General features: G+C 44.7%; 10 protein-coding genes and 1 pseudogene. 2 read left to right on the forward strand and 9 right to left on the reverse strand.

The window, feature by feature from the left end:
* Positions 1-58: 58 nt before the first annotated feature.
* The 3 genes from QMK20_RS16270 to QMK20_RS16280 all read right to left on the reverse strand — a co-directional run bounded on the left by QMK20_RS16270 (position 59) and on the right by QMK20_RS16280 (position 5,374).
* Positions 59-1,741 carry a type 2 periplasmic-binding domain-containing protein gene (locus QMK20_RS16270; protein WP_283652427.1) on the reverse strand — a complete coding sequence of 561 codons (1,683 nt, stop codon included), beginning with the start codon at positions 1,739-1,741 and terminating at the stop codon, positions 59-61.
* Positions 1,742-1,875: 134 nt separating this feature from the next.
* Positions 1,876-3,573 (reverse strand): response regulator transcription factor, encoded by a 1,698-nt coding sequence (locus tag QMK20_RS16275; protein WP_283652428.1) that lies wholly within the window; start codon positions 3,571-3,573, stop codon positions 1,876-1,878.
* A complete protein-coding gene (locus QMK20_RS16280) occupies positions 3,548-5,374 on the reverse strand; it encodes a sensor histidine kinase (RefSeq protein WP_283652429.1) in 1,827 nt (608 codons plus the stop codon). Before QMK20_RS16280 ends, QMK20_RS16275 begins: the two co-directional genes overlap by 26 nt.
* Before the next feature lie 114 nt (positions 5,375-5,488).
* Between QMK20_RS16280 and QMK20_RS16285 the strand changes: the two genes are divergently transcribed.
* Positions 5,489-5,686, forward strand: coding sequence for a hypothetical protein (locus tag QMK20_RS16285; RefSeq protein ID WP_044648210.1), 198 nt, complete (start codon positions 5,489-5,491; stop codon positions 5,684-5,686).
* 20 nt (positions 5,687-5,706) lie between these two features.
* Here QMK20_RS16285 and QMK20_RS16290 read toward each other — a convergent pair whose 3' ends face one another.
* Complete coding sequence (locus tag QMK20_RS16290) at positions 5,707-6,144, reverse strand: NucA/NucB deoxyribonuclease domain-containing protein (protein ID WP_283652430.1); 438 nt, start codon at positions 6,142-6,144, stop codon at positions 5,707-5,709.
* Positions 6,145-6,593: 449 nt separating this feature from the next.
* Here QMK20_RS16290 and QMK20_RS27410 point away from each other — a divergent pair.
* Positions 6,594-6,897, forward strand: a pseudogene (locus tag QMK20_RS27410) (hypothetical protein).
* Positions 6,898-6,956: 59 nt separating this feature from the next.
* On the opposite strand, the gene QMK20_RS16300 reads toward QMK20_RS27410, so the two are convergent.
* The 5 genes from QMK20_RS16300 to QMK20_RS16320 all read right to left on the reverse strand — a co-directional run bounded on the left by QMK20_RS16300 (position 6,957) and on the right by QMK20_RS16320 (position 12,418).
* A complete protein-coding gene (locus tag QMK20_RS16300; protein ID WP_283652432.1) occupies positions 6,957-8,846 on the reverse strand; it encodes an Ig-like domain-containing protein in 1,890 nt (629 codons plus the stop codon).
* 121 nt (positions 8,847-8,967) lie between these two features.
* Complete coding sequence (locus QMK20_RS16305; RefSeq protein ID WP_044648213.1) at positions 8,968-9,390, reverse strand: YolD-like family protein; 423 nt, start codon at positions 9,388-9,390, stop codon at positions 8,968-8,970.
* 16 nt (positions 9,391-9,406) lie between these two features.
* Positions 9,407-10,075 (reverse strand): uracil-DNA glycosylase, encoded by a 669-nt coding sequence (locus QMK20_RS16310; protein WP_283652433.1) that lies wholly within the window; start codon positions 10,073-10,075, stop codon positions 9,407-9,409.
* A gap of 275 nt (positions 10,076-10,350) precedes the next feature.
* Positions 10,351-11,010, reverse strand: a complete 660-nt coding sequence (locus tag QMK20_RS16315) for an S-layer homology domain-containing protein (RefSeq protein WP_283652434.1) — start codon at positions 11,008-11,010, stop codon at positions 10,351-10,353.
* Between the two features lie 127 nt (positions 11,011-11,137).
* Positions 11,138-12,418, reverse strand: coding sequence for a glycoside hydrolase family 140 protein (locus QMK20_RS16320; protein WP_283652435.1), 1,281 nt, complete (start codon positions 12,416-12,418; stop codon positions 11,138-11,140).
* Between the last annotated feature and the right edge of the window lie 10 nt (positions 12,419-12,428).

Consider the following 12,428-nt stretch of genomic DNA (forward strand, 5'->3'; position numbering starts at 1 on the left):
AATCTGTATTAAAAAGGCTGCCCGTTTGGGACAGCCTGTTAACCCGTTTTAACTGTTATTACTTTTCAACACTTTTATACCATTCGTTCACTTCATTTGTAATTTGTTCGCCTCCGGCAGTCTTCCACGTCTGCACGAAGGTGTCAAAGGCCGAAATCGGCTGTTTACCATAAATAATTTCATTGAAGGTCTGGTTTTCAATCTTGTCCAGATAGTCCTTTTTAGCCTTCATCGTTGGCGTAGTAGGCCCCGTGAACTGATCCTTCATGGAGATGTCCTTTTGTTCCATCAACACCTTGGCAGCCGCAGGAGTGCCTTTCCCGTAATTAACCATTACATCCTTCTCCAGACGGGTCTTCGCTTCCCCGCCGTTAGCCAAGCTTAACAAAGCTTTCATTTGGGCATCAGGTATACGCGCACCATCACGAACCAGCAAATAACGAACAGAGTTTACATAACCTCCTGCTATTTTGTCGATCGGCAACAGCTTTCCGCCCGCATCCAAATCATAGTCGTAGCCCTTAAACATCCCGTTCGCCAAATCCCCTTCCGATTTGGCATTTGCAAAGTGATCAAACAGGTAATTTTGATAGGTGAAAAAAGCTTCAGGATGCTGCATTTGTTTGTTGATCAGTACGACACCATTGGTGTATTGCGTACCGTGCCGCATGGCTTTACCGTCAGGCCCTGCCGGAATCTTGATCGGCTTCCATACGGCGCCCGGCGCATTTTTGACCGTGTCCTGAAGCGGCCAGCCGCTCATCCAGTATGGGCCCGGGATCATACCTGCTGTTCCCGCGACTGTGGGTTCTGCCGTCTTATTCTCATCCCACAATGCTGCTTCCTGCGGAATATATCCCTTTTTGAGCCACTCGCTAAGCTTTTGTAAACCCGGCTTCATGCCAGGCTGCACGGAGCCATATTCCAGACTGCCGTTCGTACCTTTGTTCCACTGTTGCGGGAGTGTACCGTATGCCCCAAAAATCCAGGACGGGTCACCCATCCAAGTGTTCATGGACGTTTTGAAACCGATGCTGAGCGGAATAACTTTGTCCGGAGACAATCCGTCCGGATTTTTGTTTTTAAAAGCATCCATCACTTTTTCCAGCTCATCCATCGTCTGAGGGGCCTTCATGCCCAGCTTGTCCAGCCAATCCTGTCGTACCCACAACACATAGTCATGATTATAGGCGAAATCCAGCACAGGAATACCCATTTTTTTGCCATCCCGACTATATTGGTTCCATACGTTCGAATCCTGATTCATCGCTTGCTTCCAGGAATCCGAAGCATACTTATCGAACAACGGACCCGCTTCTGCAAACATACCGGAATCGATCATATCCTGTGCCAGTTGCTCATTCTCCGTCCCCAGTACAACGACGTCCGGCATCTCCTGACCTGAGGACATAGCCAAACGCAGCTTGGTGGCAAATGCACCATTCGTATCCGTGACAGACCAGAGTGATTTTACATTAATCCCGAATTTCTCTTTAGCCCACTTCGTCGCAACGTTATTTTCGATAGATTCGCCATTTTTAAATTTTAAGGCGGGATCTACACCCCATACTGTGGAAATTGTGACTTCCGGATTGTATTTTTCTTTGTATACGTTTTCAGTTTTAGCTGTGCTAGCCGCATTTCCATCATTCCCCGACCCTGAGCAGCCCACAAGGCCAACTCCTATTACCATAGTTGCGGCGAGCAACGACAACAGCTTTTTTTTCGAATGAACTCGCATATTGTTCCCCCTTAAAAAAATCATTTTCTACTCTTTTAATTATAAGAGGGCTTTTCTACGCAGCCTATGTCACAAAATAAATATTTCTGCACCTTTCCCAACTGATCTTTACTATTCTCTTCTTGGTCTCATCTTTACTGGTCCCGAAATTCATGCGGAGTCATTCCGTAATGCTTTTTGAACATCTTACTGAAATATTGGGGATTCTGATAGCCCAATTCAGTTGTAATTTCATATATTTTTTTGTTGGAATACTTGAGCAAATAAAGAGCCCGCTCCATTCTCATTCGGATGATATAATCTCCCAGACCTTCTCCGGTTTCAGCTTTATATATTTTCGACAAATAGACCGGATGAAGATAAACCTGATCAGCAAGCGTCTTAACAGACAGCTCCTGACCTTTATCCTGGGAGATGAGCTCCTGAACCTGTTTGACCACATAGCTTTTGGCGCTTTGCTCACTTGCAGACCATTCCGATTTAAGCTTGTTCATCATGGAAAATATCCATTCCTTAAGGTTGGAGAACGATTGAACCATTTTCTGCGCATGCAACGGGTCGAAGCCCGTTTGATCCATCTGCGTAATGAAGCGCCCTTGCTTGTGTGCCGTGTACATAAAGGCGCTCGTAACCGAGATAAACAGCTCATATAAATGTTCGCGGGTATATCCTGCTTCTTCTATCTTCCCAAATACACGGTTCAACTTCGCTTCAGCTTCCTCCCATTGCCTAGACTCCAGTAGATGAGTAAGCGTAGGAGGCATATATATTCCCTCCAGCGACTTGACTGACCTGTGTGACTGTTCTGTCTGCTCATCCACAAATAGCAACGTATCCGCCTCCTCCCGGTGGTTCCAGTATAAGGATCTTATCGCTGTCTGATATGCCTTAGGCAGCTCCTCCGGGAACATAAACCAACCAGTTACCGTGACGTAAATTTCCCCTTTCAAGTAATTGCTCACATTTTTCCGAAAGGTTTCGATACTCGCCCGCAAAATACTACTATGCTCGTCCATACTAATTTCTGTTATTCGCTTCATTTCATGCTGTTCTGGGACATCATCTGATTCTTCCTTATGATGTATACCATGCTTTTCCAGATTGTTATTCCAATTTGATTCTATTAATACAATTAAGCAGTCATGTGGTGCTTTACAGTGCCAGACGTGAAAATCGGGTGCGAACACTTCTTCAGCAATATTTCCAATCGCATACTCGATTAAGGATACTGAATGATAATCCATATCAGAAAAATGCTTGCCCATCTGAATAAGCAGCATACCTGCGGGTTGTCCCGTACGTAACATGATTTCGTACTGGGATAACTTGTCCTCTATCATCTGTACAGACAAATCGCGTCCAAGTACCAAATCGTGCATTAAGTGGGTGCGCAGCACACCAAAATCCGTCCTGCGGTTATACTGTAATTGATGAACCTTATTAAAAGCTTCCCATTCTTCCTTTAGCGAATCGATGGCAGCTGATACACATTTCATAAACTCTTCATCATCCACCGGTTTTAAAATATAATCAAAAGCCTTAAGCTGAAGTGCCTTTTTAGCATAATCAAAATCGGCATAGCCTGTTAGTAGCAAACATCGGATATGCGGCCATCGTTCGTTTACCTCAACAATCAACTCCAACCCTGTCATGCCAGGCATACGAATATCCGTAACCAGAATATCAATATCATACGCTTCCAGCACATCCACTGCTGCTAATGCGGAAGCCGCTTGATGAACCCTCTCAATGCCCAGCGCCTCCCATGGAATCGTAGCCACCAGGCTTTCTGTTACATAGCTCTCATCATCTACCAGTAATATCTGAACCATCAGGTCCCTCCATTTTAACCATATTCGAATTTGACGAAGGTTTGAGCTTGATCAAGCTATTCGCCTGCTCTTCTTCTGTTAACAGCGGCCATTTTAAAACCGCGCGCAGTCCCCCCAAAGGTGACAATGAGAAGTCCAGTCCAGCGTCTTCCCCAAAATGTAATCGCATTCGTTGATGCACATTCCATAAACCATAGCCGCTTTCCTCTTCTACAGGCTTGTCAAGTGCTGATCTCAGGGATGTTATAGCCTCCCTGCCCAAACCGAGTCCGTTATCATCCACAATCAAGCACATATATAGCCCGATCTGTTCCGTTGTAATGCGGATTATACCATCCTCTGCTTGAGGTTCTATCCCATGCAGCACCGCATTTTCTATTAGTGGTTGCACTACAAGCAACGGAATCAGCAGACTGTTAGCCTGTGAAGAAACATGAATTGAAAACGTTAGCCGCGGCATACGCATCTGCTGAATTTTCAAATAATAATGAACAAACTCGATTTCCTCCGATAAAGGTACCAAATCCCGTTCCTGTCTTGTCGTATATCGATAATACTTGGACAAATTATGAGCCATTGCCACGACCGCCTCATGATTACGCAGCTTCGCCATACTTGTAATAAAAGAAAAACAATTATAGAAAAAGTGTGGATTAATTTGTGACTGGAGCTGTTTTAGACGTGCTTCCTTCACATGTAGCTTCTCAACATAAACCTTTTCAAACAGCTCCTGAATCTGTCCGACCATCAAATTAAATTGACGAGATAGGAAAGCAAATTCATGACTCCCCTTCGGACTCAATCGAACAGCATAGTCCCCATCCTTTAATCTCCGAAATGCCCGCACAAGCTGAAGAATCGGCACTTGCACCTGTGAATGAAGCAGATAAGCACCAATGAAGCCTACCAGCAGCAAGCCAACAACGGTTATATAAAATAGTCGATTAGATGTGTAAATCGGAGACATCATATCGGACAAAGGCATGTAGTCAATCAAATACCAGCCCGTCGTTTGCGAAAGAACAGCGTGAACAAGGTAACTCTCTTCTCCAACTTTCACGGTCAGATTATCAACTTCATGCAATCCCATCTTCTCCAGTTTCGTAATCAGCTTGCCTGACAGCTCTTCATTCGCAGTACGATTATAGATCACTCCTACGCCTTTTTTATAATAAAAAGGTTCCTTCCGTCCATCGCCTTTGAAACGGTCAAGCATGTCCTGAATATTGCTGCTGTCAAATTCGACCTTAATAATCGTGTTAGCGGTTTCCGGATTACCAAGTGAAGAAAACGGGGATAATGTATACAACGAAAATATGAACTGATCCTTCCCGTACATCCTTTTTTTAGATACCTGCCAGCCGTTTTTAATCATTTGCTTTAATTCTTTCTGATCATAAAAACCGGCTCCTTTTTCTGATACAACACGTCCAAGCGAAGGTGAATAAATATTCAGACCCGTTCTCCAATTCGATGAGCTTTCTTGAAGTCCAAGCTTGGTTTGGATCCGTTTGACAAGGTTAATGCCATCCAGATTGAGAGTCTTATCCTTTAAAAAAATCGCTTGAAAACTGGCTACGTCAGGATCATGAATCAGCAGATGCGGCCAGGAGGATATCATTTCAATATTCGTATTCACCTGATTTTGGAAAAAAGTCAACTGGTTATAATTAGACTGATTCAGCTCCTTACGTAACACATCTGTCGTTGTCTGGTTCGAATACACATACAGGATTAGCACAGGAATAAGCAATACGATAACGATAGAGACGATTTTAGTATAAAAATTAAGTCTTAACATGTGTTCTACACATCCTCTGCACAAAAAACAGGCATACATAAATGGTATGCCAGAGCCCTGACCTTCGTTGCCATCAGAACATACTATACATTATTAATGGTTGGCGGTGATAAAATGTTTGATGCTAAGCAAATGGAATGGTTCAATCAACTATCCGCTGAAGATCTGGCGATATTAGGTGCCGGCTTCACTACACTAGGTGATTTTTTTGCTTTTTTGGCATTGATTAGAGCCAAACAGGAGCCTAAGGAAAATAATTTTGTGGCTCTGGTTAGGGCCAAACAGGAGCCTACTAAGGGGAAAAAAAAGTAACGATACGATCTCATAACATATTATTTGACGACAAATTTTACGCGAGTTCCATCCTCATACTCATCCAATTGGTGACTGACCCATGATCCTGCCCCACGATTATCCTTAGGAGCTATGTATTTGACATTTGCACCTTTTCCACCTTCTGAGCACATAGCCATCGGCCATTCGTCACGATCGTATCCTTTACGAGTGGGAACTCCTGTAAGCGAATGCTTGCGATTCTGCTCGGCTCCTTCACGGTCAATTGTGCATATGGATGATTTCCCCGCTTGAATGGCTTCCTTGATATGCTGCGCCGTTTCAGGATAACGACCTGACGGAAATTGCAACGTAACCTGAGCCGATGAAGGCGGGTTCTCTCCTGTCGTTTTCGTAAGAAGATTGGCACCTTCAAACCAATACACGCCAGTAGCTAGCAGCACTAGAGTTATAAAACTTAACAACTTTTTCTTCAATTTTCCTCTTCCCTTCAAGCTATTCCAGTGGACAACCTTCAATCAAGGAAATCCCCGAACTTTATTTTCTATAACCCGACTCAATGAGATATCCAGCGGACAAACCCAAAGAAGGCACACCACAGGAAAAGACTGATCAATATTCCCCAAAATAAACCTTTAAAAAGCTTCATACCGCACTGACAACCTTTCCGACTGGGCTTTGCCCTATTATAACATGCCAGAAAGACTGTTGTCGCAACATGCCACGCATATATCTTAACCATAAATATTTTAATTTTAAAACATAATAATCTGAAGATAAATTGGAATCATTCCGGAAATAAGTTCATCCTATTGGAAATGACAATTGTGATATAAAAAAAATCACATTTTAATCAAAGTTTAATGAAAGTTTTCCGAAAATGATGTATAATTATTGACATAATAAAACGTACGAGGTGATCATCATGGCATTATTAAACAGAGTACAGGAGTTAAAATTGCAACTACCTAGCGAGCATCATAGCATTTCACAATACGTGGAACATGCGCTGCATTCAATTGACAGCTTTGTTGAGCAACATCGTCAATTTATAGCCGCTCAGGCTTTGTATGGTGAAAAAAATTAACGGCACGGAAGAAAGACTGTTCCGAGATACCATTTCCGAGATTAAAGCTCAACTGGTGGCCACGCTGGAAAAGACGGTTGAAGACTTCTCACACAAAGGCGACAAACACTGGAAGAACCATTATCAGGACGGCGTAGAATAAGTTGAAAAATAACCCCTGGTCATTGACCGGGGTTATTTTTGCATAAGCGATCATGAAGATTATTTTAACACTCTGACAGAGGTAGCTACAGTCTTACCTTTATAAACCACTTTAATACTGGAATTTCCGTAAGCCAATGCCTTCACCTGTCCTCCGCTAACCTGTACGATAGAAGGCTTGGAGGAAGTCCATACCGCTGAACTTGTCACATTGGTAATTGTGCCTGTGTCATAAACCGCATTCACACTCAGCACATGAGAGGAACCATTAGGAAGCTTCAAGTTCTTGTTACTCAAAACCAGCTTGAGCAGCTTAGGTGTAACCTTGACCTCAATGTTAAACGACTTATTCTGGTATGTGCCCGTAATCGTCGCTGTTCCAATCCCAACCGCTTTGATGGCTGAGCCTTTTACAATCGCCACGGAAGCATTGGATGTTGTCCATTTCACTTTGTTGCTGAGCGTAACTTTTTTACCATCTGTATATGCACCGATGACCTTGACGGATTGACTCCCTTTCAAATTCATTTCAGCGCTTGAAAGGCTTGGCGTCAACGTAGAAATCGTTCCTTCTACGATGACAGGCACTTTCACATATTTATTCAAATACATGGCCTTGATTCCGGAGTTACCGCCGCTTACTGCTTTTACCTTGCCATTTCCCACTGTTACGGCCGCAGTAGTAGCCACCCAGCTTACCTGATTCGTAACATCGAGCGTTCCACCACCAGCCATTTGTGCTTTTACCGTGGGAACACTCACTTCTTGTCCTGCTACCAGCACATACTTTTTCTCGGAAGCGGTCAGCTTGAGCACTTTGTATTGCACAGTTACCGGGATATCCAGCTTGATGGCACCCAATGTAGCTGTCAATGTTGCGCTACCCGGATTCACTGCAACCAGCTTACCGTCTGCGATTTTGACAACACTTTCATTGCTCAGGCTCCACTTTATATCGGATTGTACTGCTTTTTTGGCTCCATTGACCAAGTAAGCAGATATGCTCGGAAGAGCCGTTTTGCTTCCTGTTTCGAGCGATAAGCTCGCTTTGCTTGATACCAGCTTTTCAATGGTCGGCAATACGTTGACCTTCAAGGTCTTGCTCAAGCCGTGATAGGACACAGTAATTACCGAATTTCCTGCGTCCAATGGGCTAATTTTCCCTTGCTCCACTGTGGCAACCAGCGGATTGGAGGAAGTCCATTCTGCAGTGCTGGTGACATCAGTTTTACCTCCGGTAAGGTTCACATCGGTCGCTTTGATCTGAATTGGTGAACTACCCAGAAAGACCGATTGGGAAGCGGATGGACTCAATATTAATGCCTGGGAAGAGGAACGTACATACACGATCGTTTGTGCTTTGAGTTCATCTTTGCTTGCTTTAATGTAAGTCATGCCCTTGGCAAGAGGACGAACCAGACCATCTTCCACTGTAGCCACGGACGGATTCGTGGATGTCCATTCCACATCGGATACTTTTTCTGTACCGCCCGCTGTAAGCGTACCTTGGGCAGTCAATTTCTTCGAATCTCCGCTCACCACCAGATTGATGGGACCAGATGGATCGATTTGCAGCTTGCTGTAAGGCGATTTAACCGTAATCGTTGTGCTTACCGTTTGCTGTTCATATGTGGCAACAACCTTAATTTGCCCTTTTGACACTGGAGTAATAAGTCCCTTATCTACCTTTAATATGCTTGAGTCTCCAGAGATCCATTCTGCCTTTTGTGTAACATCTTCTTTGCCCTTTTCTGTCAATGACCACACTTTTAATTGAGCGGGGTTTCCACCCAGATTAACTGCAGTCGGATTTTGACTGTCCCACTGTACCGTAGAGGTCTTGCTCTCCTCTGCCGCCTGGATCAAACCCGCTGGCAATGCTGCAAATAAAAACATCAGCACAGCAAGTAAGAAGGTACTCCGTTTGCTCATACGTTTCATACGTTCCATTCGTTTCTCTCCCTTAGTTTCAGCTCTATGAAATAGGATATAATTAACAATCCTATTACTTTATCGGTAAACAGCTACTTGATTTGAACCCTTAGGAAGAAAAAAAGGTGGATTATAACAGTTAAAGTTCTCCGTGTAGCGACCTGACCACGAACAGATGACCCTCCTTGGACAAGGTTTGTCCATCATCCAGAACGACATCGTAATCCGTGTGACTGGTCAATTTTGTGTTGTAGGCAATCAGCTGGTCTTCTTTCCAAACGGTCACCGCCGATTGAAAAAGAATGGCATTATCAAACTGCAATGGAACGCTCATCACATAACCGATAGAATTTAGCTTCGCCGGATGACGGCTTCTGCGCTCACGCCCGGGAGGGAGCATCGTAATATACGTTATATTTTCAAAAGGAATAGACAACATCTTCGGGCCTAAAATAACGCACTTGTGCGTGTCATCCCATTTTTCAATCGTGCCGCGCACCTTTTGGGTATGACCGTTGTTGCCGTGATATAAAATGACCTGACGTCCCTTCCATTGACGCATGTCCTCACCTCCAGTGCTAGCGGTTAGGAATCTCCCACCGAATCGGTTCCATTCCATGCTCCAGCAAAAATGCATTGGTTTGCGAAAAAGGCTTGCTGCCGAAAAAGCCCCTATGAGCCGCCAAAGGACTCGGATGGACGGATTTCAAAACCAAATGCTTGCTCGTATTCACAAAGCTTGCTTTCTTTTGAGCATGGCTTCCCCACAAAATGAACACTACCGGCTGCTCACGTTCATTAATCGCCTCAATAACGGCATCCGTGAAACGTTCCCAGCCTATTCCCTGATGAGATTGCGGTTGTCCTTCACGCACGGTCAGCACATTGTTCAGCAGCAGCACTCCCTGCTCTGCCCAAGGAACAAGGTAGCCCTGATTGGGAATGGGGGTGCCGAGATCATCGCGCAGCTCTTTATATATATTTTGCAGAGACGGCGGTGTACGCACACCTGGTCTTACGGAAAAGCTCAAGCCGTGGGCTTGCCCCTCTCCATGATAGGGGTCCTGCCCCAATATAACCGCTTTGGTAAGATGATATGGTGTTAATTTAAGTGCAGAAAACAAATCTTCCTTTGGAGGGTAGACTTTATGTATCTTGTATTCACGTGCTAATGTATACCTCAATTCATTGAAATAAGACTTTTCTACCTCTTCTCGTAAAACTTCATCCCAATCATTACCAAACATAACTCCCGTCTCCTCTCGATATATGGGTCCCGAAATGTTTAAACGTTTTATTCACAAAAAAATAAGCTGGTCTCCCTCATCCGGAGCCAGCTTATTTATTCGTTACCTGTGTTACATGCCGAAGGACCAGGATAGAAACCATACGATAATCAGCTACCGTTGGATCTAAATTCGATTTCCTTATTATAGCATTAACGATAATGGTGTCAAGTAACTGTAAGCCCAAATCCACACGGTACCTCATAAAAATCAAGAGGTTGGCCCAGAATAGTCGGTTAAGCCTTATGAGCTGTTAGATATTCTAGCGCGTTATACAACATAACGGCTGCTTCCGCACGTGTAATCTCACTTTTTGGATTAAACTTTTTACTTGCATCCAAGGTATTGACCTTGTATATCAGCGAACGCTGAATGCTGCCTTGATACGAAGGCTCCAACTTGCTATCATCGGCAATCGTTGCAGGTGCAATTTTGATCATCGGCAGGCTGCCTGATTTTTCCATGCCCTGAATCAGCATATGGGTGAACTCTTCCTTGGTCAGAGTTTTTGAAGGATCGATATTTTGGGGAATCTCCACGCCATTATAATGCGCGTTGATAAAGGCTTCGGCATACCATGCTGTATCCTTAACATGGGTGAACAGTCCGCTGGCCTGTGGCGCCTTATTAAAATCAATAGCGGCCAAACTAAGCTGAAATCCGCCGGAGATTAACTGAATGCCTTGGGCAGCAGTCACTTTAGAGGCGGGGAGAAACTGCGTATCAGAGACCCCTTTGAGCAAACCCTGATTTTGAAGGGAGATGATTTTATCTTTACCGCTTACGCTGTCCAAATCCTTGAACGGATTGCTCGCCGCAAACATTTGACCCCCAAAAGAGAAGGAAAGAAGTGATACTGTGGTCATGGCTGCGAATGCACTTTTTCTCATGTTCATGTCAAGTTCCACCTTGTAGTTGAATTAGGCCGCCCGGCCATTAACAACCTCTTTGACGTAGTACAGGTTGGAAAGGTTGCAAGCGATCTAACAGAGATTCGGATGAAGATTGCGGAATGATCAATTCTTATCTTTTCACACCAATCAGGATGACATCCCCCTCAAAATTATGCATATCGATAACCGTTACATTGTCCTGGAACGCTACCGAAGCTGCTGCAAATCGGCGGTATTCCAGGTCGATAATTGTAAACTTGTATTCTCTAAGATCGGCGTCTAGCTTCAGGACCGTGTTTACAGGCACGTAAATAGCAATTTTTTCGAAGCCTCTGGTTGAGGCAACTCGAATCTCTTCCGTGTTCTTAAGTACTATGTTCCAAGGTTGCAAATCTATCAATCCGTACATCTGAAACAGCCACTTCGCAAATCCATAATCCCACGCTCCCTCAAATTTAAGGGCAGCCTGCCACTCATAGGGGCTGTCAAAACCTTCCCCGGTAACTCCGAAGCGTTTCCCTTTTTTGTGCCAGCTCCATATTCCATGTGCTCCGTAGGTTACGCCGGCTCCCGCACCGGACAAAAGACTTTGCCATGCAGCTTTACGCACGTCGGCACGGCCGAAACGACCGTATTCTCTCCGGCTGTAACCCATCATCTCGTAGCAAGGTTCCGAGTTCAGCACAGGCCGTGTTACCCGCTTGTTGTAGAAGTCCAACGCCAAGGCGTAAGCCTTGGACTGAAACTGCGAATTGTGACCTGATTGGTACATGTAAAAGTCCAAATTAGGATCGTTAATGAACTCATCCGGCACCTCCGCCAGTCTCCCCTGAATGTGCAGAGTAGTCAAGCACTCCGGACTATGCGTCTTCACAACGTGAAGTGCAGTGCGATAATACTCGTTCGCTCGCTTTGACGGGAAGTCGGTATCCCCGCTCACGATATAGATAGGGTGGTACTTTGAGAATCGGTCTGCTGCATAACGCACATACGGTTCCACCGCCTCCAGAGGCATGTTTTTCTCATCACGAAGCTTGGCCGCCCAAGTATCCGGGATATAATTACACCAAAGCAAGACCAGCGCGGGTACAAATCCCTTGCTCACTGCCATCTCGACCATAGTCTCCGCCCTGTCAAAATAGTCTGGATTCAGTGAATAAAAATCGTAGCTCCCGTCCTCAATCTGTGCGAACGGTTCGTGATCCAGATCACTGCCGCTGGCATCCCACTGACGCAACAAATTGATTTGCAGAACATTAAACCCCTGGCTGCTTCTGTAGTCAAGATAATCAGCCCATTCCTCCAGTGAGATATTGGTAAATGCGCTCCAGACGGTATCCGCCAGATAAAAAAATGGAACTCCTTCATTGACAAAGTAACGTTTGTTCTCCGCTATGCCAAGCTTGATCATACGGCTTCCC

The organism is Paenibacillus sp. RC334 (assembly GCF_030034735.1).
Lineage (GTDB): Bacteria > Bacillota > Bacilli > Paenibacillales > Paenibacillaceae > Paenibacillus > Paenibacillus terrae_A.

Coding starts and splice junctions, on each gene's coding strand:
- QMK20_RS16310 (WP_283652433.1), bottom strand. CDS start 10,075: ATGTTTGGTAATGATTGGGATGAAGTTTTACGAGAAGAGGTAGAAAAG.
- QMK20_RS16315 (WP_283652434.1), bottom strand. CDS start 11,010: ATGAACATGAGAAAAAGTGCATTCGCAGCCATGACCACAGTATCACTT.
- QMK20_RS16300 (WP_283652432.1), bottom strand. CDS start 8,846: ATGGAACGTATGAAACGTATGAGCAAACGGAGTACCTTCTTACTTGCT.
- QMK20_RS16280 (WP_283652429.1), bottom strand. CDS start 5,374: ATGTTAAGACTTAATTTTTATACTAAAATCGTCTCTATCGTTATCGTA.
- QMK20_RS16275 (WP_283652428.1), bottom strand. CDS start 3,573: ATGGTTCAGATATTACTGGTAGATGATGAGAGCTATGTAACAGAAAGC.
- QMK20_RS16285 (WP_044648210.1), top strand. CDS start 5,489: ATGTTTGATGCTAAGCAAATGGAATGGTTCAATCAACTATCCGCTGAA.
- QMK20_RS16305 (WP_044648213.1), bottom strand. CDS start 9,390: ATGCGTCAATGGAAGGGACGTCAGGTCATTTTATATCACGGCAACAAC.
- QMK20_RS16320 (WP_283652435.1), bottom strand. CDS start 12,418: ATGATCAAGCTTGGCATAGCGGAGAACAAACGTTACTTTGTCAATGAA.
- QMK20_RS16270 (WP_283652427.1), bottom strand. CDS start 1,741: ATGCGAGTTCATTCGAAAAAAAAGCTGTTGTCGTTGCTCGCCGCAACT.